The sequence below is a fragment of the Paenibacillus sp. J5 genome (assembly GCF_054955055.1).
Genome location: NZ_JBUEDD010000010.1, coordinates 25,834 through 49,476, shown reverse-complemented (window position 1 = coordinate 49,476; position 23,643 = coordinate 25,834). Strand labels below are relative to the sequence as shown.

The following is a 23,643-nucleotide window of genomic DNA, read 5'->3' as shown; positions in this document are numbered from 1 at the left end:
TTGTCAAAGAGCCAGATTTCATCTGTCTCTTTTTGTTTGTTCTCATATTCTTGTCCCCTCTTTCATAGGATGAATTGAATGAGAGGGGCGGGAGCGATGAGATATGGCAAATGGGCAATGATGGCGGTTACGCTGCTCGTTATAGGTGCGGCGGCCTATCAGGGGGATATGATCGCTTACATCAAGCATGTCAAGACGGATCATACCGCGGGCGAGGCTTACCTGAATGTAATGACGGCACCCCAGGAGCTGGACTCGCTATATGAGCAGATTAGCCGCGAGGCGGCCAAGCGGAGGGTGGCGCCTGTCGATGCAGTCGTCGATAGGATATGGAAGGCGATCCCTGGCTATAACGGGCTGGAGGTTGATATAGAGGAGACGTACCGCAGAGCGCAGGCTGCAAGAGGCTTGCCGATCGAATATGTGGTTCACGAGATTGAGCCGGAGGTAAAGCTGAGCGATCTGGGTGCCTATCCGACCTACAAGGGCAATCCGAACAAGCCCATGGTGTCCTTGATGATTAATGTCGCTTGGGGCAACGAATATATAAAGCCGATGCTTCAGACATTGAGGGAGCATAAGGTCAAAGCGACATTCTTTCTTGATGGGAGTTGGCTGAACAATAACAGCGAGCTTGCAGAGCTCATTCAGAAGGAGGGGCATGAGCTATCCAATCATGCCTACTCGCATCCTGATATGAGCCGTCTTGGCCGGCAGGAAGCTACGTTGCAGATTTCCAGGACCGAAGCGCTGCTCAAGGAGAGGCTGAAGGTGGAAAATCGTTGGTTCGCGCCTCCTTCCGGAGATTTCAACCAGCAGACGGTGGAGATCGCTGCGCAGCAGGGACTGCGTACCGTGTTATGGACACTTGATACGATTGATTGGAGAAAACCGTCGTCGTCCAGTCTCGTGCAAAAGGTCAGATTGCGGGTTGAGCCGGGAACGCTTATTCTAATGCATCCTACCGCTTCCTCCAGTGGCGCCCTGGCTGGAATGATCCAAGAGATTCGTGCCAAAGGTCTTGAACTGGGGACGGTCAGCGAGACGCTGTCTGAAAAAAGAGTAGCTCCGGTTGAGCCGATGTCTTAATTCTGTTATAGTGGTATCATTGATTTGAGGAGGGATCCGGTGAAGAAATATACATTAAGCAATGGACTGCGTGTCGTGGTGGAGAATATTCCGACCTGCAGATCGGTTTCCTTCGGCATATGGGTAAAGACGGGATCGCGTAATGAAACGACGGATAACAATGGGATTTCGCATTTTATAGAGCATATGCTGTTCAAGGGAACGAGCCAACGCTCGGCCAAAGATATAGCCGACCTGTTTGATGGTATCGGCGGCAACGTGAACGCCTTTACCTCCAAGGAATATACCTGCTATTTTGCCAAGGTGCTGGATCAGCACCTGCCGCTGGCAGTGGAGGCGCTGGCCGATATGTTCTTCGAGTCGCAATTTGACGAAGAGGAATTGAAGAAAGAGAAAAATGTCATTCTCGAGGAAATATCGATGTATGAGGATACACCGGATGACAAGGTGCATGATGAAGCATCGCGCGCAGCGTTCGGAGTCCACTCGCTTGCGTACTCGATACTAGGCTTGGAGGAGCGGCTGCTAGGCATGAGCTCTGACGACTTGCGAGGGTATATGGCTGCCAATTATCGCATTGACAATACGGTCATCAGCGTAGCTGGCAATGTGGAGGATCAGGCGGTGCTTGAGCTGCTGGAGCGCTACTTTGGCCGCTTCAATCAAGCAGGTACATCGGATGCTTCGTCGATCCCAGTCTTCCAGAGCGATTATCTGTTTCACCAAAAGAAGACAGAACAGAATCATCTGTGCATTTCCTTTCCGGGATGCTCCATCTCTGATCCGAAGTTATATGCGATGATTCTACTTAATAATGCGATTGGCGGCGGTATGAGCTCACGGCTGTTCCAGGAAATCCGCGAGAAGCGCGGTTTGGCCTACTCGGTCTATTCGTATCATACCTCTTATGCTGATACGGGATTGTTTACCATCTATGCGGGGACGGCACCCAAGCAGACGAAGGATGTGCTGGACCTGACCGTGGAGATGATGGGCGAGCTTTCCCGCAATGGGCTGAGTGCAGCCGAACTTCATCGTGGCAAGGAACAGCTCAAGGGGAGCCTGATCCTTAGCCTGGAGAGCACGAGCAGCCGGATGAATCGCAACGGCAAGAATGAGCTGATGCTGGGAAGGCACTATACACTGGATCAGATGCTGGAGCGCATCGATCAGGTGACTGACGAAGATATTCGCGAGATTATGAATCGAATGCTGTCCGTACCGTTTGCCGTCGCGATGGTAGGCGCTAGCGATGAGGCAGCAGCGCAATTAAGGAGGGATACCCTTGTTTCCAGTTCAAATTAAACGGCTGCCAGGGAGCGAAGGGATCGAGCTGCCGCGCAAGATGTCAGATGCGGCCAGCGGCTTTGACCTTCAGGCTGCAGTAGCTGAGCCGGTGACGCTTGCTCCTGGCGAACGGCGCCTTATTCCAACAGGCTTCGCATTTGCGATGCCCAAGGAGCTGGAGGCTCAGATCAGACCGCGCAGCGGGCTGGCATACAAACATGGCATCACCTGCCTGAATTCACCAGGCACGATCGATGCCGATTACCGCGGCGAGGTGAAGGTGCTGCTGGTCAATCTCGGGCAGGAGCCATTCGTCATTAATCGCGGCGAGCGGATCGCGCAGATGGTGTTCCAGCTTGTGCCGCAGGTGGAGCTGGAGGAATGTGAGGAGCTGTCCGATACAGTTCGCGGCAGTGGCGGCTTTGGACATACCGGAGTATAGCTTAGATGTGACAAGACGGTGAAGCAGGAGTAAAATTTCCTGCCGCCGTCTTTTTTCATTTTCACCCTCCTTTGGGCTGGCGCATAAGATACCCTATACCGGGTGCGCGAGAAAGGAGTGAAACGATATGCTGACAGGTATTCATATCGTAATGCTCGGCGGCGATGCCAGAGCGCTAGAGATTGTGCGCAAGCTGGCAGAGCTGGATGCAGGCATCTCTCTTATCGGCTTTGACGGGCTGCACACGCCGCTTGCAGGCGCAGTTCATGCCGAGATGGGAGAGGAGCTGCTGGAAAAAGCAGACGCAGTGATTCTGCCTGTCGTCGGCACGGATGACCAGGGAGTCATTCAGGCGGTGTTCAGTGACCGCGAGCTCAAGCTGACGGATGTCTATATGTCCCGGCTTCCCAAGCATTGCAAAATATACACGGGTATAGCCAAAACCTATCTGCGGCAGTTGTGCGACAAGCACAGTCTGGAGCTGGTAGAGCTGCTGGAGCGGGATGATGTAGCGATCTATAATTCGATCCCAACGGCTGAGGGCGCTGTAATGATGGCCATACAAAATACAGATACGACCATTCATGGTTCGCAATCGGTCGTGCTGGGATTCGGACGGACAGGGATTACGATGGCCAGAACATTGCAAGGTTTGGGGGCTCATGTACAGGTTGGCGTCCGGCGAGAGGAGCACTATGCCCGCTGTGTGGAGATGGGGCTGAACCCTTTCTATATCAAGGATTTGCAGCTTCATGCGAGCAATATTGACTTGCTTTTTAATACAATTCCGACTATGATAGTCACAGCGCAGGTTATTGCGAAAATGCCTTCACGCGCCGTCATTATCGACCTGGCATCCAAGCCGGGCGGTACAGATTTTCGCTTCGCAGAGAAGCGAGGAATCAAGGCGTTGCTGGCACCCGGACTCCCGGGAATCGTGGCTCCCAAGACAGCGGGACGCATTCTGGCGGACTGTCTCAGTCGGTTAATACTGGAAGACGCACGATTACGGGGGGATGGACAATGAACTGGCATGGCAAAACTGTCGGATACGCTTTATCCGGCTCGCATTGCACCTTTGCGGAGGTTATGCCGCAAATCAAACGATTTATTGATGCGGGAGCGAATGTCATCCCGATTGTTTCCCATACAATCATGACGACGGATACCAGATTCGGCAAGTCAGCGGACTGGCAACAGCAGCTCAAGGATCTGACAGGTAATGAACTGATCTCTACCATTGTACAGGCGGAGCCACTGGGCCCGGCAAAGCTGATCGACGTGCTGGTTATTGCGCCTTGCACAGGCAATACGACGAGCAAGCTGGCTAATGCGCTGACAGATGGACCTGTGCTGATGGCTGCCAAGTCGCAGATGCGCAATCAGCGCCCAGTTGTACTTGCGGTTTCGACCAATGACGGTTTGGGGTTGAATGCGGCCAATATTGCCAAGCTGCTCGCTGCCAAGTACATTTATTTTGTGCCGTTTGGGCAGGATGATCCGATTCGCAAGCCGAATTCGTTGGTCGCTCGCATGGATTTGATTTTTGAGGCCGCCGAAGCGGCTTTGGAGGGAAAGCAGCTTCAGCCGATGCTGGTAGAACGTTATAATTATTAGATGACAAGTGCAAGTTCAAGCTGATGGAAGCGGAAGGAACCTGACATAGGCTGCAAAGGCCTTGAGTCTGCCGCGGCTCTTGTTCGCATCGTTGCACAGTATCTTTCCTTGTCCGCACCTTGAGTGTGTGGACAGTCGGAGCCATCCCAATTATCATTCGCGCATACAGAGCCGGGGAATATCTGTTCATTGTCTTGCTGTCCGCGCAAGGTGATTGACTGCTGCTTCTACACGATGGAGGAACAGCATTATGGCGATTCTGGTTCAAAAGTTCGGGGGAACCTCTCTATCAACGGCCGAAGCCAGAGAGAGAGTGGTTGCCCATATTGCAAGAGAACAGCAAGCGGGCTATCAATTAGTGGTCGTCGTGTCGGCAATGGGACGCCGCGGCGAGCCCTATGCGACAGATACGTTGCTGTCGCTCGTTAGCAATGAGACAGAGCAGCAGCTTCCGGCCAGAGAACGGGATCTGCTGATGTGTTGCGGAGAGCTGATCTCCGCTGCCTGCATGTGCAGCCTGCTGCATAGCAGGGGGATGAGCGCCACCGTCCTGACTGGCGGGCAGGCAGGCATTGTGACGGACGGCAAGTTCGGCAATGCGAAGATTATTGAGCTGAAGCCACAAGGCGTACTGAAGCAACTGGCAGAAGGCCAGATCGTTATCGTGGCAGGCTTTCAAGGACGCACGTCACAGGGGGATTTGACGACGCTTGGCAGAGGGGGCAGCGATACGACGGCAACGGCGCTCGGAGCTTCCCTGCAAGCTGAACGCGTCGATATTTATACCGATGTCAACGGTATTCTTACAGCAGATCCACGAATTGTCGAGAATGCGAAACCGCTTGCCATCGTCAGCTACGCCGAAATCTGTAATATGGCACGCCAGGGAGCCAAAGTTATTCACCCGCGGGCGGTCGAGATCGCGCAGCAGGCGGGTGTGCCGTTGCGTGTCCGTTCGACCTTCTCTGACGGGGGGGGCACGCTTGTTACACATGCCGCGGCTCCGTCCATCACCTCTCCGGTTAAAGATCGGCATGTGACCGGTATCGCACATGTGGAGGGCGTGACGCAGATTTCTGTTCAGTCTCAGGATCAGCAGGGCGATGTGCAACTGCAAGTGTTTCAAGCGATGGCGAGCCATCATATTAGTGTAGACTTTATCAATGTCAATCTGGGCGGAGCCGTCTACACCGTCTTTGATAGCGATGCCCGGCAGGCGTTGGAGGTGCTGCGGGGCATTGGCTTTGAGCCGCAAGCGGTTAGCGGCTGCGCGAAAGTATCGGTCATCGGCGGCGGCATGAATGGCGTTCCCGGAATTATGGCGAAAATTGTCGAGGCGCTCGCGGAGCAGGATATTCCGATATTGCAGTCGGCGGACTCCAACAGCACGATCTGGGTGCTTGTCCGCCAGCATGATATGGTGCCGGCGCTGCGCGCGTTGCATGCAAAATTCGAGCTTCATCTCTAGCATCTAAGCAGCTCGACCCTATGGGTCATAGACCGTTTTAATTATTATAATCGGAGGACAATCAGATGGATTTTGGAAGATTAGTGACCGCAATGGTAACCCCGTTCGATGCAAATGGTCAAATTGATTGGCAAACAACAGGACAATTAATAGATTATCTGATAGATGAGCAGAAGAGCGACAGCATAGTCCTCTCGGGTACAACAGGCGAGTCGCCTACACTGTCCGATGAGGAGAAGCTGGAGCTGTTCCGGTTTGGCGTGCAGCACGCGGGGGGACGCTGCAAGATCATTGCAGGCACGGGCAGCAACAATACGGCCCATTCCATTCATTTGACCCAGGCGGCGCAGAAGGTGGGTGTTGACGCTGTGCTCCTGGTGGCTCCTTATTATAACCGTCCGAATCAGGAGGGTCTGTATCAGCACTTCAAAGCGATTGCTGAGGCGGTGGATGTGCCGGCAATCTTGTATAATGTGCCGTCCCGGACAGGTGTCTCCATCAGTCCAGAGACGACCTTGCGGCTGGCTGAAGTGGATAATATTATCGGGACCAAGGACTGTACCTCATTGGATGAGATTACACAGGTTATTAATGGAGCGCCGGAGGGCTTCCTTGTATACAGCGGCGATGACAGCGCGGCATTGCCTGTGCTGGCCATTGGCGGTTATGGCATTATAAGCGTGGCGAGCCATATTGTCGGCAAGGAAATGAAGCAGATGGTTGAGTCATTTGTGGGAGGCGACGTCAAGGGAGCGGCTAAGCTTCACCAGCGTCTGCATCCGATCTTCAAAGGGCTGTTCCATCCCGCTCCGAATCCGGTCGGGGTCAAATACGCCCTTGAGGCGCGTGGCGTGCCTGTGGGCGGCGTCAGATTGCCGTTAGTGTGGGTAACGGAAGAGGAAGGCGAAGCGATTAAGAGTTTGCTGTAGACTTCATGTACATCAAGTGAACGGCTGCTTGTTCCGCTGTTGCGGAATAGGCAGCCGTTTGCTGTTGCTTCAAGGTGATCGCCACGATTGCGTTGCCCTAAGCGGCTCGCTCGGCTAAACCGTGTGCCCCGTTCTGTTCTTATGCACAAGTAGTGAAATGGGACGGAATTCAAGATGGAAAAATTGGCAGCTTAGAGTGAGCATTCATATTTTTGCACCGTGGTGATGCCTACAAAAAGGCTTGAATTCAACCTTTTCGAGGACTGAAGCAGAGGCTAGAGCATCAATCATGCTCAAAAGTCAGCCAGATCTCCTGCGGTCTTGACTTGTGTTTTGTTAAATTTATCATGTATAATGTTCTCAAGTGACTGAGTGCGGCAAATAAATTCATTGAAAATTAAATAACGTTATGGATCGACGTTGAACAACTTTAGGAGGATAGATACACTTGTCAAAGAAGAACAACCAAGATAAATTAATTATCTTTGCATTGGGCGGCGTCGGTGAGATCGGTAAGAATATGTATGTCGTCCAACATGGAAATGATATTGTCGTCGTTGATGCGGGCCTGAAATTTCCTGAGGAGGACATGCTCGGGATCGATATTGTAATACCTGATATTAGCTACTTGACTGAAAACAGGGACAAGGTACGAGGTATTCTGATTACTCACGGACATGAGGACCATATCGGCGGCTTGCCATATGTTCTGAAGCATCTGAATGTCCCTGTATATGGTACCAAGCTGACATTGGGCTTGATTGAGGGCAAGCTGAAGGAAGCGGGGCTGCTTGGTGAGACGAAGCGCATTCTAATTCATGCGGACTCCGAAGTTCAGCTTGGTACGATTAAAGCGTCCTTCTTCAAGACAAACCATAGCATCCCGGATTCGGTTGGGGTATGTCTGGACACGCCTGAGGGTCGAGTGGTTCATACAGGAGACTTCAAATTCGATCATACGCCAGTGAACAATCAGTATGCCGACTTGCAGCGCATGGCTGAGATTGGTCAGGAAGGCGTACTCGTGCTGCTCTCAGACAGCACGAATGCAGAGCGTCCTGGCTTCACGCCATCGGAGAGCATGATTGGCTCGAACTTTGAGGATATATTCCGCAAGGCACAGCAGCGTGTAGTTGTGGCTACATTCGCTTCGAATGTGCACCGTATTCAACAAGTCATTAACGCTGCGATGGCAACCAAGCGCAAGATTGCTGTCATCGGGCGCAGCATGGTCAACGTCGTCAACATTGCTTCAGAGCTTGGCTATCTGGAAATTCCAGAAGGCATGATTATCGAGCCGGATGAAGTGAACAAAATGGCAGCAGATCGTGTAGTAGTATTATCAACCGGAAGCCAAGGTGAGCCTATGTCGGCGCTGACGCGCATGGCTCGATCCACTCACCGCAAGGTTGATATTTTACCGGGAGATACGGTGATCATTGCCGCGACGCCGATCCCGGGCAACGAGAAATATGTAGGCCGCACAGTAGACGAATTGTTCCGTCTTGGCGCCAACGTGATCTACGGTCCGGGCTCGGTCTCGGGAGTTCACGTTTCCGGTCACGGCAGCCAGGAAGAATTGAAGCTGATGCTCAATCTGATGAAGCCGAAATATTTCATTCCGATTCACGGTGAATACCGCATGCTGCGCCATCACGCGCTGCTTGGCGAGTCCGTAGGTGTCGAGAAGGAAAATATATTCCTGCTGGATAACGGAGATACCGTAGAATTCCAGGGAGGCAGCGCCCGCAAAGGCAGTAAGGTGCCTGCTGGCAATGTGCTGATTGACGGTCTGGGTGTTGGCGACGTCGGGAACATCGTATTGCGTGATCGCAAGCTGTTGTCTCAAGACGGCATTCTAGTCGTAGTGGTGACGCTGAGCAAGCAGGACGGTACCATTTTGTCTGGTCCAGACATTATTTCTCGCGGGTTCGTCTATGTGCGCGAGTCCGAAGGACTGCTTGAGGAAGCGAATCGCATCGTCACGTCAACACTGCATAAGCTGATGAATGACAAGGTGAATGAATGGGCTTCGCTCAAAACGAACGTCAAGGATGCGCTCGGTCGGTTCTTGTATGAACAGACTCGCCGCCGTCCGATGATTTTGCCGATTATTATGGAAGTTTAGTCTACACAACACGCCCTCGACGCTCCTAGCAGCGGCGAGGGCTTTTTCGTGTGTGTCGTTCGTATAAAAGCAGCCGCACAACCCATACTATGACAAGTCAAAGTCTAGGGAGGGTATGGTCATGTCGTATAAGGATGAGTTAAAGCTGGAGGAGCCGCAGGTTCAGGAGGACAAGAAGAAAAGTGCGCTCGTGGAGTCGATTCAGCAGCTTGGGCAGATGCCGCAGGTCGCGCCGGAATCGAATATTTTCTGTATGACCATCATCGGGCAGATCGAAGGGCATCTCGTGTTGCCCCCGCAGAATAAGACGACCAAGTATGAGCATCTTATTCCGCAGCTTGTGGCGGCGGAGCAGAATGCTAAAATTGAAGGCATACTGATCGTGCTCAATACGGTCGGCGGAGACGTGGAGGCGGGGCTGGCTATTGCGGAGATGATCTCCTCCCTGTCCAAGCCTTCGGTTACACTGGTGCTTGGCGGGGGGCATTCGATCGGGGTGCCGATCGCAGTAGCAGGCGGAAAGTCGTTTATTGCCGAGACCGCTACGATGACGATTCATCCCATTCGATTGAACGGCCTCGTTATTGGTGTGCCGCAAACCTTTGAATATTTGGACAAAATGCAGGAGAGGGTGGTGCGCTTTGTGACGACTCACTCTAACGTGACCGAGGCCAAATTCAAGGAGCTCATGTTCAAGACGGGCGAGCTGGCACGGGATATTGGTACGACAGTTATCGGTGCCGATGCTGTCCGCTACGGACTGATCGACGAGATCGGCGGGATTGGAGAGGCGATCCGGGAGCTGAATCTGGCGATCGAGCGAAGAAAGTCAGGCATCGCGGGAGGGACGATCCAGTGACCTTATATACGAACATGCCCCCCGAGCTAGTGTGGGCCGGCTTCAATGAGGAGCAGCAGTCGCAGCCGCTGATTGAGATCGAGACGGCAGGCATACGGATGGAGATTGAGCCGGTAGGCCATGGCAGAGGCAAGATCGTCCGGCTGCTGCATGCTGCGTTAGATGATTATTTGCGGCCAGAGCTTAGCCCGGGACAGATCATCAATTATGCGAATATCTATTCGCCAAAATAATAGGAACATCTGACCACCTATGGTATAATGTTGTACCAAGAGGTGACTTTAGTGGCGAAACGTAAAAGCAAAAAAAAATCAATGGGCACAACCTTAAAATATGAAGTGTACGGCATTCTGATCATCACTCTATCTGTCATCGCCCTCTCGGGTGAAGCGACGGTCGGACGGGCTCTCTCCAAGCTGTTCGGCCTTATACTCGGCAAATTTTATTTTGTATTGCCGCTCGTTGGTATATATATTGGTCTGGCTGTGATGATCAAGCGAGCCTGGCCCTCAGGCTGGTCTACGCGCAAGACAGGCATGGTTCTGCTCGTCCTGGCGCTAACCTTGATGAGTTCGATTTCGGAGATCAAGCTTAAGCTTGCCGGGCTGCCTGAAGGCAGCAACGTCTCGGTGCTGAGCGTGCTTGGGGAAGGGATCAGGCAGGAGCTGAATGTAACCGGAGCGGATCCTACACCGATGATTGCCAGAGCCATTAGCGGCGGATATGTAGGGGCGGTGCAGTTGTCGCTGCTGAATGCCCTGTTTGGCTTGCTGATTGCCCAGTTCATCCTGATTGTGATGTTCGCCATCTCGGTCATGTTGATAACGAATAAATCCTATGTGGAACTGATTCGAATCCTCGTCAAGCGCGGCAGCCGTCTGGTCAAGCTGCTGAAGCAGAAATGGAAGTCTGCCCAGCAGGCACGGGCGAAGCAGCAGGCTCAGCGCGAGCGGCTGCGAGCCAAGGCTGCTGCAAAGCCGGCGCAGGTTCCTGTCCAGCAGCAGGCAACCGCTGACGATGAGGATGAAGATTACGAGGACTACTTTGAATATATGGGCACTACAGAGCCGGAGGCCAAGCCGCCCGCAGAGAAGAAGCGTATCAACCTGTTCTCCTGGCGCAAGAAGAACGAGTCAGGCGAACAGAATGACGAGGAGGAGAACGAGAAGCTCTCTCCACTCGAGCAAGTGGAGGAGTGGCCTCCACAGCAGCCTGCCGGACAGGCGGAGACAGGTAGTGCAGCTACAACTTGGCCGCCGGAGCCTGAGCTGCCAGACGAGGGTCAGGAGCATGTCGTTGCTTCATGGCCGGAATCGCTCATTCATCCGGTGGAGGACATCCTTCCAGCAATGCAAGGGGAGGACAGCGGGAGTATGGAAGACCTGGACGAAGCTGCGGCGGGAATGGATGCCGAGCACAACCCAGGAGCGCTAGTTGATGAAGCAGTGTCAGGAGATCAGATCGACACTGCTGGCGGTGCTGCCGCCCAACCAACTACACAATCGCGTCCCTATGTTCTGCCGAGCCTGAAGCTGCTGGCCAAGCCTAAGGGAGGCGGGCTTGAGGGGTTATCAGATGCTAACCTGCGTCATGTGCTGACGGAGACGCTCAAGAGCTTCAATGTGGATGCCAAGGTGCTGGATGTTGTGCGCGGCCCAGCCGTTACCCGGTATGAGGTGCAGCCGGGAACGGGTGTCAAGGTGAGCCGGATTGTTGGACTTACCGATGACATTGCGCTGGCGCTTGCGGCCAAGGATATTCGGATGGAAGCTCCGATTCCCGGCAAGTCTGCGATTGGCATCGAGGTGCCCAACACGGAGGTATCTGTCGTCACGATGCGCGAGGTGATGGAAACCTCGGCTTTCCAGAATGCGCCCTCCAATCTGTCTATCGCTTTTGGCCGCGACATCTCCGGGCAGCCGATCATAGGCAACCTGGCGCGCATGCCCCATCTGCTCGTGGCCGGAGCAACCGGCTCAGGGAAATCGGTCTGTATTAACGGGATCATCACCAGCATTCTGTACAAGGCCAAGCCGGATGAGGTCAAGTTTCTAATGATTGACCCTAAGATGGTGGAGTTGAATGTGTACAACGGGATACCCCACCTGCTCGCGCCTGTGGTGACCGATCCACGGCGCGCATCGCTGGCGCTCAAGAAGATTGTCGTGGAGATGGAGAAGCGCTATGAGCTGTTCTCCAAATCGGCAACCCGCAATATTGAGGGCTATAACATGCTGATGAAGGATAATCCGGCTGCAGTGCTGCCTTATATTGTCGTCATCGTCGATGAGCTGGCCGATCTGATGATGGTGGCTGCGGGCGATGTAGAGGATGCGATTACGCGCCTGGCGCAGATGGCGCGTGCTGCAGGCATTCACCTTATTATTGCTACACAGCGTCCGTCTGTAGATGTCATTACGGGCGTCATTAAGGCGAACATTCCATCACGGATTGCCTTCGGCGTATCCTCCCAGGTCGATTCTCGCACGATTCTGGATATGGTCGGCGCGGAGAAGCTGCTCGGCCGCGGCGATATGCTGTTCCTTCCTGTCGGTATGTCCAAGCCGATTCGTGTGCAAGGGGCATTTCTATCTGACCAGGAGGTCGAGATGGTCGTGAATTATGTGCGGGATCAAGCGGAAGCACAATACAAGGAAGATCTCGTTCCCGACATCGAGGAAGCGGCAGAGACTGTGGATAATGATTTGGACGAGTTGTATGAGCAGGCTGTCCAGATCGTATTGGAGGCCAAGCAAGCGTCAGTATCGCTGCTGCAACGACGGATGCGAGTCGGCTATACGCGAGCGGCTCGACTTGTCGATCAGATGGAGGCCAGAAATATTGTTGGCCCGTATGAAGGAAGCAAGCCTAGAGAAGTGTTAACAACATGGGAGCAATACCAGGCAGGCAAAATATCGTCCTGATGAAGAGAGCCTTGAAGCCGCGGCGTGTACGATTCGCCCGGCTTGAGGCTCTTTTTGCATAGGGTCAAGATGATGATGCTTTCGTCAGCGGCGGGACGATTCGCTGCGCCTTTCAGCCAGAACGGGAAATGTTATGCATAGAAGGATATCGTCTTTCTCATACTACCTTATAGCGGCATTCACCTATGTGAATGACTACAGGATGAGAAAGGCTGATTAAACCGCATGAAGAAGCGACTGATTGTGATGACCGCTGTCATCGTATGCATGCTGTTTGGCGCTTATGCCTTGAAGCAGGCAGGCGATGATCCGATTGCAGAGACCTTTAGCAACGCGACACTGACGATCGGATCATCAGGCCAGGATGTTAATGAACTTCAGGGGCGTTTGAAATTTTTAGGGTACTATGACGGAAAGATTGACGGCCAATTCGGTGAGAAAACTAAAAATGCTGTCACCTGGTTCCAATGGAAATTTGGATTAAAATCAGACGGTGTTGTCGGTGCCAAAACGAAGCTCAAGCTGTGGGAGGCCACGAAGAGCTGGAAGCCTTCAGGCAATGAAGGAGCGGCTACTGGAACAGGCTCTCAGAGTGGGGCAGAACAGAAGGGGGGCGGCTCCTCCAGCGACCTGGCGCAATCCAATCGTCTGGGTCTGTCGGCCAATGATCTGAAGATTATGGCGAATGCGGTATACGGGGAGTCGCGCGGCGAGCCGTATGAAGGGCAGGTGGCTGTAGCTGCGGTCATCTTGAACCGGGTCAAATCACCAAGCTTCCCGAACTCCGCCTCCGGCGTTATCTTCCAGCCGGGCGCCTTTACTGCCGTGGCGGATGGTCAGATCTGGCTGGAGCCCAACGACAGGGCGCGGCAGGCGGTGCAGGATGCCATCAGCGGCTGGGACCCGAGCGGAGGATGCCTGTACTACTTCAATCCGGTCACGGCAACTTCCAAATGGATCTGGACAAGACCGCAGGTGAAGACGATCGGCAAGCATATTTTCTGCATGTAGCAGCAGCAGTGAAGCAACCCGCAGCCAGCAGGAAAGCGGGTTGCTTCTTGTATTTACCATGGGTTAGAATGGTATAGAAATCGAACCGCTGGAATAGATTGACTACGTACTTCAGCGATGGAAGGGGCTATGCAAAAGTGACGGTAACGCCTTTTGAAAGAAGCTTGATGGATCGGGTGAGGCTGCATGTGCTGCCGACTAAGCGCTTTAAGACATTTGCCATATCGCTTTATGCGGGTGTGCCGTTAGCTGAGAACACCGTAACTGCTACCGCTCTAACCCCATTTGTGCTGCGCAGGGGCACTAGTGCAACGCCGGAGACGATCGCGTTTCGTGAACGTCTTGACAATATGTATGGGACCGGCTTCGGCTTTGATGTGTATAAAAGAGGGGATGCCCAGATTGTTCAGTTCCGACTGGATGCCATCCATGATCAATATGTATCCTCTTCCGTATCGCTGCTCCAGTCTGCGCTGGCGCTGCTAGGAGAGGTGCTCACTTCCCCCGCGATGGAGCCGGGAGTGGATCACGCCTTCCGCTCAAAATATGTGCAGGCCGAGAAGCAGACGCTACAGCAGCGGCTGGAGGCGATCATTAATGATAAGATTCGCTATGCCGCAGAGCGATGTCTCGAGGAGATGTGCGCCGGGGAACCGTACCGGTTTCACGCGCTCGGCCAGATTGCCGATCTGGCGGCAATCCATGAACGCTCGCTGTATGAGTCCTACCGCACATGGCTGGATCGTGCCTGCTTTGACCTATACGTGGTTGGAGATACAACACTTAGCGAAGTGCAGGAGATGGTGGCCTCGGCGTTCCGGGCAGGTGACGGACAACCCGCAGTATATAGCAAGCCTGCAGCAGGGTCCCATGTATCCGAAGTGAAGACGGTAGTGGAACGTATGGATGTCAGCCAGGGCAAGCTCAATATGGGACTTCGGACACGGACGACCTATGCCGACGATCAATATGCAGCCATGCTGATGTATAACGGCATTTTGGGTGGATACCCGCACTCCAAGCTATTTATGAATGTCAGGGAGAAGGCGTCCTTAGCCTATTATGCAGCGTCACGGTATGACGGCATCAAGGGTCTATGCTCGATTCAGTCAGGAATTGAAATTGCCAACTTCGAACGAGCCTCTCATATAATTCAGCAGCAGCTGGAGAGCATGCGCAAGGGAGAGCTGTCAGAGCTTGAGATGAGTCAGACGAAGGCAATGATTGTCAACCATCTGCGTGAAATGCAGGACTCGGCGTTTGAGATGATTGCCTATGATTTTAATTCGATCCTTACAGGACGCGAGCGCTCCGCGCAAGAGCTGATGCGTGAGGTGCAAGCGGTGGAAGCGGATGACATCGTGCGTGTGGCAGATGATGTGGTGCTGGACACGATCTATTTCTTGCGCGACGGGAAGGAGGGAGGAGAGCAATGAGACAACTGCATTATCCTCATATTAACGAGACGTTGTATCACGGTACCTTGCCTAACGGGCTGCAGGTGTATATTTTGCCTAAGGAAGGCTTCCAGAAGACCTATGCTACCTTCTCCACCCGCTTCGGTTCAATAGATAACCGCTTCTCTATCGGAGAGGAGCCACCGGTTCAGGTGCTGGACGGCATTGCCCATTTTTTGGAGCACAAAATGTTTGAGGAGCCAACAGGCGATATTTTCGCAACCTTCGCCTCTCAAGGTGCATCTGCCAACGCATTCACCAGCTTTGACCGTACCGCCTATCTGTTCTCGGCTACGGAATACATCGATCAGAACCTGCGGACGCTGCTTGATTTTGTACAGCATCCTTATTTTACCGATGAGAATGTAGATAAGGAGAAAGGCATTATTGAGCAGGAAATCAACATGTATAAGGATAATGCCGATTGGCGTGTCTATACCGGGATCATCGAAGCACTCTATGAGAAGCATCCGGTGCACATTGATATAGCCGGCTCTGTGGAATCAATCCGGCAGATTACGAAGGAAAGCCTGTACACCTGCTACAATACCTTTTATCACCCGAGTAACATGCTGTTGTTCGTGGTCGGCGGAGTGGAGCCTGAACAAGTGATGCAGCTTGTGCGCGATAATCAGGCGGCCAAGACGTTCCCAGAGCTGGGCGAGATTCGCCGCTATTTCGAGCCTGAGCCGCAGGGGGTCCGCAAGCAGAGACTGGAGATGAAGCTGCCGGTGTCGCTGCCCAAGTGCATGATTGGAATTAAAGACAAACAGCCCGTGGCTGATGCGCAGGAGCTGCAACGTCAAGACATCGTGACCAAGCTGCTGCTTGATGTATTGCTAGGGCAGAGCTCCCAGCTATACCAGTCGCTGTACGATGATCGCCTCATTTCGGATTCCTTCGGATATGAGTTCAACTCGGGCAATGGCTACTCCTTTTCCATCTTCGGCGGCGAGACCAGGAGCCCTGACGAGCTGCTGGATCGGGTGAAGCAGGCGGTGAATGAGGTGCGGGAGCAGGGCGTATCGGCCAGTGATTTTGAGCGCACAAGGCGGAAGCGGATAGGCAATTATCTGCGTATGCTGAATTCCCCAGAATCGATTGCCAATGAGTTCACCCGCCATAAGTTCCGCGGCGGTGATCTGTTCGAGCTATTGCCGATCTACGAAAGCATTACGCTGGAGGAAGTCAATGAACGATTGCGCACACACTTCGATTGGGAGCAATCGGCAATCTCCATTGTCTGCAGAGAGTCGCAATGAAGCCCCTCAAACAAATGACTGTGTTGGTGACAGGGGCGAGTCGCGGCATCGGAGCGTCAATTGCTAGGCGCTTCGCCGCGGAGGGGATGAACCTCGTCATCCATTACAACCATTCCCATGAGGAAGCCAATGAGACGGCTCGCGAATGCCTGGGGCTGGGAGCTAACGTGATGACAATCAGCGCAGACCTCCGTTCACGTGAGCAGTTGCAGCGGATGAAGGAGAAGCTGGAGGCTCATGACATGCTTCCAGATATCCTCGTGAACAACGCAGGCATCGCTCATTACGGGTTGCTGTCAGATGTAACGGATGAGGAATGGGAAGAGGTCATGGCTGTCAATCTCAAGGGCATGTTCTTATGCTGTCAACTGTTCATGCCTGCCATGATCGCGAACAAGTTCGGCCGAATTATCAACGTCTCCTCTGTATGGGGACTATCTGGCGCCTCCTGCGAGGTGCTCTATTCCACAACCAAGGGCGGTATGAATGCCTTCACGAAGGCGCTCGCCAAGGAGCTGGCTCCGTCAGGAGTGACTGTCAATGCCGTTGCCCCAGGAGCGGTAGACACCGAGATGAACGGCAATCTTAATGAGGAGGAGAAGGCAGCGCTGGAAGAGGAAATTCCCGTTGGGCGCTTCGGGAAGCCGGACGAGGTGGCTTCGCTCGTCTATTTCCTGGCTCTGCCTGAATCCGGTTATATTACGGGACAGATCATCAGTCCGAATGGCGGATGGGTTACCTGAGCTAAGCCTGTGCCGGCTTCACCAGGCTTGCTCGAACGAAAACAGTAATCGAGCTGGTGCGAGATGCCAGCCTGAGCCATCTTGCTTCCTGAATAACAGTCGGCTTTCACGCAAACAATAGGTATGGTTGCACATTTCCCAGTCACAATTTTAAGGAGGCGTAACGGCATGTCAACTGTACTGACTGATTATGATACGTGGAAGCAATTTTTGGCAGAGCGAGTAGAGCAGGCGAAGAGCCTTGGCTTGGGTGAGGACACCATCTCCAAGCTGGCCTATGAGATTGGCAGCTTCCTCGACGAGCGCGTTGACCCGAAGAACGATGAGCAGCGGGCGGTTAAGGAGCTGTGGGATGTCGGGGACGAGCAAGAGCGTCAGGTCATTGCCAAGCTGATGGTAAGACTGGCTGAGCAGTCGAAGTAAACGGTGTGCAGAAAAGCCTCCACAAGAAGGAGGCTTTTCTGCAATGTTTCTGGGAGAAGTAGCAGGAGACTGACGAATTTTGTAGAATGAGTTATAGAGCAAGTAACAAAAGCTTCGCCTTACACAGGCGATGACGATATGAAGTTGTGCTTCTCTAAACTCTCCTGAACGAGGTAATGGATACATGGAACCCAAACAATGGTATATGGAGTATAAAATACATAAAAATCGTCCTGGTCTGCTGGGCGACATCGCCTCCCTGCTAGGTATGCTTGAAGTTAATATTATTACCATCAACGGGGTAGAGGATCGCACTCGCGGCATGCTGCTGCAAACGGACGACGAAGAGAAAATAGAGCTGCTTGGCAAAATGCTGAAAAAAGTAGACAATATTACGTTGAATGCGTTGCGCCCTCCCAAGCTTGTGGATATACTGGCGGTTCGCCATGGCAGATATATTGAGCGGGATTCGGACGACAAGAAGACATTCCGTTTTACTCGTGACGAGCTTGGTTTACTCGTTGATTTTTTGGGTGAAATATTCAAGAAGGAGGGTAATCAGGTGATCGGTCTGCGGGGCATGCCGCGCGTAGGGAAGACCGAATCGATCATTGCCGGCAGTGTCTGCTCCAACAAGCGTTGGACCTTCGTGTCCTCGACACTGCTCCGCCAGACGGTGCGCAGCCAGCTATCAGAGGAAGAGATGAATCCGAACAATATCTTCATCATTGATGGCATTGTCAGTACGATTCGTTCCAATGACAAGCACTATAATTTGCTACAGCAAATTATGTCGATGCCTTCCACAAAGGTGATTGAGCACCCGGATATTTTTATGCAGGAGTCGAATTTCGATTACAGCGATTTTACCTGTATTGTGGAATTGCGCAACACGCCGGATGAAGAAATTACGTATGAAACCTTTACAACTTATGACTTTTAATAGGAGGTGATTCCATGTCCGAATTGGGAGCGCTGCTCAAGCAGGCCCGGGAGAAGAAAGGGTTCTCGCTTGAAGATATACAGGATCTGACTAAAATTCAAAAGCGTTATTTGCAAGCGATTGAGGAAGGGAACTACAAGGTATTGCCAGGCCGCTTTTATGTACGAGCTTTCGTCAAAAACTATGCGGAGGCGGTCGGTCTCAATACAGATGAGGTGCTGGAGCAATTCAACAGGGAAGCGCCGCCTTCTGTTACTGATTCTGCGCCCGAACCCGTCATGATGCCGCGGCGTTCAGCCTCAAGAAGCTCTGACCGATTCAGTAAATGGGGCTTTACATTGCTCATGTGGATGTTTCTTGTGCTGATCGTTGTTATCTTCTATATTTTCGTCATTAAGCAGCCGGACAATAATAATAAAATTGCGGACCAGAATACGAATATTACCAATGAAAGCAAGCCGCCTGCTGCTGACAATTCGCAGCCCCAAACCAACGAGCCAACAGGAGGCGAAGGTACAGGGCAGAATACCGGTGGTGGTCAGACGGAGCAGACGCCTCCGCCTAGCGCACCGGCTTCGGACTATACGCTGACCTTTGTGGAGAAGAAGGGCAGCACAGAATATTATACCGTTGATGCAGTAGGCGCCAAGACCTATACGATGAAGGTGAACGGGAAGGCCTGGAGCGAGATTCGCGAGGAGAACAATAAGGGCAAGGTGCTGCAGTCGGGGATGGACGATGCAGGCAAGGAATATACATTCGAGGTGCAGGGTGGAATTTTTTTCAATCTCGGCCGCGCTGACAATGTGGAAATCTCCTTGAACGGCAAGCCGTTGCAGTTGGAACAGACGAAGAGCACAAGCCGGAAAATAGTGATTGCGCAAGCGCCTTCTACTGGGGAGACAGGGCAGCAATAAGCAATAGATAGAGAGAAAGAGGGATGGCCATGAGTGAAAGTTCATTTGATATTGTATCCAAAGTGGATATGCAGGAGCTTGTCAATGCGATTACCCAGGCTGAGCGGGAGATAGAGACGCGGTTCGACTTCAAGGGAAGCAAAAGCAGTATCGCGCTGGAGAAGGAGGAGGTTGTAGTTGGCTCGGACGACGAGTACAAGCTCAATAGCGTTATCGACATCCTGCAATCCAAAATGATCAAGCGCGGGGTTCCCATCAAAAATCTTGAATACGGCAAGCTGGAACCGGCCTCTGGGGGCACCGTTCGTCAGCGGATCAAGCTGCGCCAAGGGATTGAGCAGGATGTCTCGAAGAAAATCAATATTATGATTCGGGACTCCAAGCTCAAGGTGAAGAGCCAGATCCAGGGTGACCAGATCCGAGTAAGTGGCAAAAGCAAGGATGATCTGCAGGCTGTTATGAAGCTGTTGCGCAGTGCTGATCTGCCTGTAGAACTGCAGTTTACGAATTATCGCTAGCAGTTGCCGTCCCCCTTTTAGTGCACCTGAGATGCACTAAAAGGGTTTTTAAAATTATCAGAATAATAAGGCGAGAGACGATCGCCATCTACCTGTCTTTTTGACACACGCTTTTGGATTGTATTATACTTGACTAAATAGTTTGGCGGTTACAGATCTGGGGGAATTGGAAATTATGACGGAAAGAGTAAAGGTAGTCACGCTGGGCTGCGAGAAAAATCTGGTGGACTCGGAGATTATGTCCGGCCTGATTCATGGTCGGGGGTATGAGTTAGTAGAGGAAGCAGAGCAGGCGACGGTTATCATCGTGAACACCTGCGGATTTATCGATGCCGCCAAGGAGGAATCGGTCAATACGATTCTGGATATGGCAGAGCTGAAGGAGACGGCACGGCTCAAGGCGCTTATTGTGTCAGGTTGCCTGACACAACGCTATAAGGAGCAGTTGATGCAGGAAATGCCGGAGATCGACGGTATCGTTGGCACGGGCGATTTCCATCATATTAATGACATTGTGGATGAAGCGTTGCGTGGCAAGAAGCCGATGAAGGTAGGCAATCCGGTGTTCGATTATGAGATGGCGCTGCCGCGTCAGGTGACGACACCACGCTATACGGCTTATGTCAAGATAGCGGAGGGCTGTGACAATGCATGTACCTTCTGCAGCATTCCGATCATGCGCGGCAAGTTCCGCAGCCGCTCGATCGATTCGATCCTTGCTGAGGTGAAGCAACTGGCGGCTCAAGGGGTGAAGGAGGTCAGCCTTATCGCTCAGGATTCGACCAATTATGGAACGGACTTGTACGATTACTTTGCCTTGCCGGAGCTGATGAACAAGGTGAGCGAGGTCGAGGGGATCGCATGGGTACGGCTTCATTACGCTTATCCTGGCTTCTTCACGGATGAACTGCTGGAGGTCATGGCGACCAATCCGAAGATTTGCAAATATATCGACATGCCGCTTCAGCATAGCGAGGACGCCATATTGAAGCGGATGCGCCGCCCAGGCAGGCAGCGGGATGCGCGCGAGCTGATTCGCAAGATTCGCGAACGGATGCCCGAGGCTGCGTTGCGCACATCGCTGATCGTCGGCTTCCCTGGGGAGACAGAGGAAGAATTCGAAGCATTGTGCGAATTTGTCCGGGAGATTAAGTTCGACCGTCTGGGCGTGTTCACGTATTCCAACGAAGAGGATACACCGGCCTCGCGCTTGCCGAACCATCTGCCGGATGAAGTGAAGCAATGGAGAGCCAATACGCTGATGGAGATTCAACGGGAAGTGTCGAAGCATAACAGCAGCAAATATGTGGGCAGGGAAATCGACGTCCTGATTGAACGCTATGATGGACGCAGCGATGTGTATATTGGTCGCTCCCAGTATGACGCGCCTGAAATTGATGGCGAAGTATTTGTATCCAAATGTTCTGTCGGTATCGGACAAATTCAACGGGTAAAAGTCACCCACGCATATGAGTTTGATCTATCCGGGGAGGGAATGGCATGAATCTGGCCAATCGTATTACGATGGCGAGAATTTTTCTGGTCCCGATTATCATGTTTTTTCTGCTGGTGAATCTGAATGTGGAGCCAATCACCTTTCAAGACTTCTCGATTACCTACAATCAGATTGTTGCCGCGCTTATATTCATCATTGCCGCGAGCACTGATGGCCTGGACGGTTATATCGCTCGCAAGAACAAGACGGTAACGAATCTGGGCAAGCTGCTAGATCCGCTCGCTGACAAGCTGCTGGTTGCTGCTGTGTTGATCTCACTGGTGGAGATGAATCGTCTGGATGCGGTCATTGCTGTTATCATTATTAGCCGCGAGTTTGCGATTACCGGCCTGCGCCAGATTGCACTGCTGGAGGGCAAGGTATTGGCGGCCAGTGCATGGGGCAAATGGAAGACAGCGGTGCAGATTACGATGATCATCGTGCTGCTGCTGAACAACTTTCCGTTTGCGTTCATTGATCTGCGCTTTGATCTGATTATATCGTGGGCTGCCGCGCTCATTACGGTTTACTCGGGCTTTGATTACTTTATGAAAAACAAGGATCTGATCCCGATCTCTGAATAGCAAGCTCTTCTTGACATCATCCCTTCACGGGATGATGTTTTTGCAACAGGTATGGAATCAGGTTGCTCTCGTGGCAGCCACCGCAGCATCCAGACTGCAAGCTGGAGGAGCGCCCAGCGTGACGTCTGCACTGCATCAGGCTGCCGCCAAGGCAAGTGCTGTCCACGAGAGTGAACCGAATGGGGGAACAAGAATGAAAGCAGAGATAATCGCTGTCGGCACAGAGCTGCTGCTAGGACAGATCGTGAATACGAATGCGCAATATATATCGCAAGGGCTGGCGGATCTGGGAATTGATGTTTACTATCAGACGGTGGTAGGGGACAATCATCTGCGGCTTCAGGAGGCGATTCGAATCGCCAGGGGACGGGCGGATCTCATTCTGATGACTGGCGGTCTAGGCCCGACACAGGATGATCTCACCAAGGATGCGCTTGCGGAGCTGCTAGGCAGAAGGCTGATCCTGCATGAGCCGTCTATGGCCAAGATCGAGGAGTTGTTCTCCTCGCGAGGTCTGGCAATGGTAGAGAGCAATCGCAGACAGGCGCTGATGCTGGAGGATAGCGACCCGCTTCATAATGAGACGGGATTGGCAGTCGGGAATGCGCTGACAGCAGAGGGCACGCACTATATACTGCTGCCAGGCCCGCCGCGTGAGATGAGACCGATGTTCGACGGTCCGGCGAAGTCATGGCTGAGGCAGGCACTGCCTGATGAGCGACCGCTCTACTCCAGACAGCTCAAATTTGCCGGTATTGGTGAATCGAATCTGGAGGCGGCGGTAATCGATCTGATTCAAGCCCAGACCGATCCAACAATTGCGCCTTATGCAAAGGAAGGAGAGGTTGCGCTGCGAATCTCTACGAAGGCGCATAGCGAAGCGGAGGCGCTTATCAGGCTGAATGACATGACTGCGCAAATCAGAGCCAGAGTGGGGCAGTACTTGTATGCACAGGAGGATATTCCGATCGAGGAAGCGGTTGTCCGCCTGTTGCGCCAATCGATGAAAACGGCCGCTGTCGCAGAGAGTCTGACCGGAGGGCTCGTCGCAGAGCTGCTTACGAGTGTACCTGGCAGCAGCAGTGAATTTCATGGCGGGGTTGTAACCTACACAAACGAGATGAAACAGCGTCTGCTCGGTATTCCGTTATCTCAACTTGAGGGACCCGAGGCTCCAGGCGCGGTCAGCGAGTCGACCGCCAGTCTGATGGCAGAGCGGGTGCGCGATCTGGCGGGCAGCGATTATGGCATCGCGTTGACGGGGGTGGCCGGTCCGGCTGAGAGCGAGGGCAAGCCGGTCGGGCTTGTCTATCTGGCGATCGCATCCCGCGAGGCGGCGACACAGAGCTATACGCTGCATCTGTCTGGCAATCGGCAGACGATCCGGGTGCGTGCGGCGAAGCAGGCGTTTTATCGGCTATGGCAATTGCTGAGCGGCAAATAACAGGTATAGACAGTAAAGCTGCCGCTTCCTTCATGAGGGACGGCAGCTTTCATATTGAACCCGTTACTCATAGACGGTGTTATTATCGTCATAGCCAAGTGCG

General features: G+C 52.9%; 22 protein-coding genes. All 22 read left to right on the top strand.

Going from position 1 to position 23,643, the window contains the following annotated elements:
* Positions 1-96: 96 nt before the first annotated feature.
* The 22 genes from ACY1JZ_RS18355 to ACY1JZ_RS18250 all read left to right on the top strand — a co-directional run bounded on the left by ACY1JZ_RS18355 (position 97) and on the right by ACY1JZ_RS18250 (position 23,540).
* Positions 97-1,089, top strand: a complete 993-nt coding sequence (locus tag ACY1JZ_RS18355; RefSeq protein ID WP_462630409.1) for a polysaccharide deacetylase family protein — start codon at positions 97-99, stop codon at positions 1,087-1,089.
* Between the two features lie 39 nt (positions 1,090-1,128).
* Positions 1,129-2,394: a M16 family metallopeptidase gene (locus ACY1JZ_RS18350; RefSeq protein ID WP_462630407.1), complete on the top strand. Its 1,266-nt coding sequence runs from the start codon at positions 1,129-1,131 to the stop codon at positions 2,392-2,394.
* The gene (gene dut / locus ACY1JZ_RS18345) at positions 2,375-2,818 is read left to right on the top strand and encodes a dUTP diphosphatase (protein ID WP_462630405.1); all 444 of its coding nucleotides are present in this window, start codon (positions 2,375-2,377) and stop codon (positions 2,816-2,818) included. The genes ACY1JZ_RS18350 and dut overlap by 20 nt, the downstream gene beginning before the upstream one ends.
* 127 nt (positions 2,819-2,945) lie before the next feature.
* Entirely contained in the window at positions 2,946-3,845 is a 900-nt protein-coding gene (dpsA, locus tag ACY1JZ_RS18340; RefSeq protein ID WP_270171766.1) for a dipicolinate synthase subunit DpsA, read from the top strand.
* The gene (locus tag ACY1JZ_RS18335) at positions 3,842-4,435 is read left to right on the top strand and encodes a dipicolinate synthase subunit B (protein ID WP_462630404.1); all 594 of its coding nucleotides are present in this window, start codon (positions 3,842-3,844) and stop codon (positions 4,433-4,435) included. Before dpsA ends, ACY1JZ_RS18335 begins: the two co-directional genes overlap by 4 nt.
* Positions 4,436-4,685: 250 nt before the next feature.
* On the top strand, positions 4,686-5,903 hold the full coding sequence (gene dapG / locus ACY1JZ_RS18330) for an aspartate kinase (protein WP_462630403.1): 1,218 nt from the start codon (positions 4,686-4,688) through the stop codon (positions 5,901-5,903).
* Positions 5,904-5,968: 65 nt separating this feature from the next.
* Positions 5,969-6,832 (top strand): 4-hydroxy-tetrahydrodipicolinate synthase, encoded by an 864-nt coding sequence (gene dapA, locus ACY1JZ_RS18325; RefSeq protein WP_462630402.1) that lies wholly within the window; start codon positions 5,969-5,971, stop codon positions 6,830-6,832.
* 448 nt (positions 6,833-7,280) lie between these two features.
* A complete protein-coding gene (locus ACY1JZ_RS18320; protein ID WP_270171758.1) occupies positions 7,281-8,960 on the top strand; it encodes a ribonuclease J in 1,680 nt (559 codons plus the stop codon).
* Positions 8,961-9,081: 121 nt separating this feature from the next.
* Positions 9,082-9,819, top strand: a complete 738-nt coding sequence (locus ACY1JZ_RS18315; RefSeq protein ID WP_462630401.1) for a ClpP family protease — start codon at positions 9,082-9,084, stop codon at positions 9,817-9,819.
* Positions 9,816-10,052: a YlzJ-like family protein gene (locus ACY1JZ_RS18310; RefSeq protein ID WP_270171756.1), complete on the top strand. Its 237-nt coding sequence runs from the start codon at positions 9,816-9,818 to the stop codon at positions 10,050-10,052. Before ACY1JZ_RS18315 ends, ACY1JZ_RS18310 begins: the two co-directional genes overlap by 4 nt.
* An 81-nt stretch (positions 10,053-10,133) precedes the next feature.
* Positions 10,134-12,743 carry an FtsK/SpoIIIE family DNA translocase gene (locus ACY1JZ_RS18305; protein ID WP_462630541.1) on the top strand — a complete coding sequence of 870 codons (2,610 nt, stop codon included), beginning with the start codon at positions 10,134-10,136 and terminating at the stop codon, positions 12,741-12,743.
* A 225-nt stretch (positions 12,744-12,968) separates the two neighbouring features.
* Positions 12,969-13,754, top strand: coding sequence for a spore cortex-lytic enzyme (sleB, locus tag ACY1JZ_RS18300; RefSeq protein WP_462630400.1), 786 nt, complete (start codon positions 12,969-12,971; stop codon positions 13,752-13,754).
* Between the two features lie 137 nt (positions 13,755-13,891).
* Positions 13,892-15,190 carry an EF-P 5-aminopentanol modification-associated protein YfmF gene (gene yfmF / locus ACY1JZ_RS18295; RefSeq protein WP_462630399.1) on the top strand — a complete coding sequence of 433 codons (1,299 nt, stop codon included), beginning with the start codon at positions 13,892-13,894 and terminating at the stop codon, positions 15,188-15,190.
* Positions 15,187-16,473, top strand: a complete 1,287-nt coding sequence (yfmH, locus tag ACY1JZ_RS18290; RefSeq protein ID WP_462630398.1) for an EF-P 5-aminopentanol modification-associated protein YfmH — start codon at positions 15,187-15,189, stop codon at positions 16,471-16,473. The genes yfmF and yfmH overlap by 4 nt, the downstream gene beginning before the upstream one ends.
* Positions 16,470-17,216, top strand: coding sequence for an elongation factor P 5-aminopentanone reductase (gene ymfI, locus ACY1JZ_RS18285; protein WP_462630397.1), 747 nt, complete (start codon positions 16,470-16,472; stop codon positions 17,214-17,216). The genes yfmH and ymfI overlap by 4 nt, the downstream gene beginning before the upstream one ends.
* A gap of 168 nt (positions 17,217-17,384) precedes the next feature.
* Positions 17,385-17,639: a DUF3243 domain-containing protein gene (locus ACY1JZ_RS18280; RefSeq protein ID WP_270171729.1), complete on the top strand. Its 255-nt coding sequence runs from the start codon at positions 17,385-17,387 to the stop codon at positions 17,637-17,639.
* Positions 17,640-17,823: 184 nt separating this feature from the next.
* Positions 17,824-18,582, top strand: a complete 759-nt coding sequence (locus ACY1JZ_RS18275; RefSeq protein WP_270171727.1) for a DUF3388 domain-containing protein — start codon at positions 17,824-17,826, stop codon at positions 18,580-18,582.
* Between the two features lie 14 nt (positions 18,583-18,596).
* Positions 18,597-19,499: a helix-turn-helix domain-containing protein gene (locus tag ACY1JZ_RS18270; protein WP_462630396.1), complete on the top strand. Its 903-nt coding sequence runs from the start codon at positions 18,597-18,599 to the stop codon at positions 19,497-19,499.
* 29 nt (positions 19,500-19,528) lie between these two features.
* Positions 19,529-20,017: a YajQ family cyclic di-GMP-binding protein gene (locus ACY1JZ_RS18265; RefSeq protein ID WP_270171724.1), complete on the top strand. Its 489-nt coding sequence runs from the start codon at positions 19,529-19,531 to the stop codon at positions 20,015-20,017.
* 175 nt (positions 20,018-20,192) lie between these two features.
* Positions 20,193-21,521 (top strand): 30S ribosomal protein S12 methylthiotransferase RimO, encoded by a 1,329-nt coding sequence (gene rimO, locus ACY1JZ_RS18260; protein ID WP_270171723.1) that lies wholly within the window; start codon positions 20,193-20,195, stop codon positions 21,519-21,521.
* Entirely contained in the window at positions 21,518-22,096 is a 579-nt protein-coding gene (pgsA, locus tag ACY1JZ_RS18255; RefSeq protein WP_270171722.1) for a CDP-diacylglycerol--glycerol-3-phosphate 3-phosphatidyltransferase, read from the top strand. Before rimO ends, pgsA begins: the two co-directional genes overlap by 4 nt.
* A gap of 193 nt (positions 22,097-22,289) precedes the next feature.
* The gene (locus tag ACY1JZ_RS18250; protein WP_462630540.1) at positions 22,290-23,540 is read left to right on the top strand and encodes a competence/damage-inducible protein A; all 1,251 of its coding nucleotides are present in this window, start codon (positions 22,290-22,292) and stop codon (positions 23,538-23,540) included.
* The last annotated feature ends 103 nt before the right edge of the window (positions 23,541-23,643 follow it).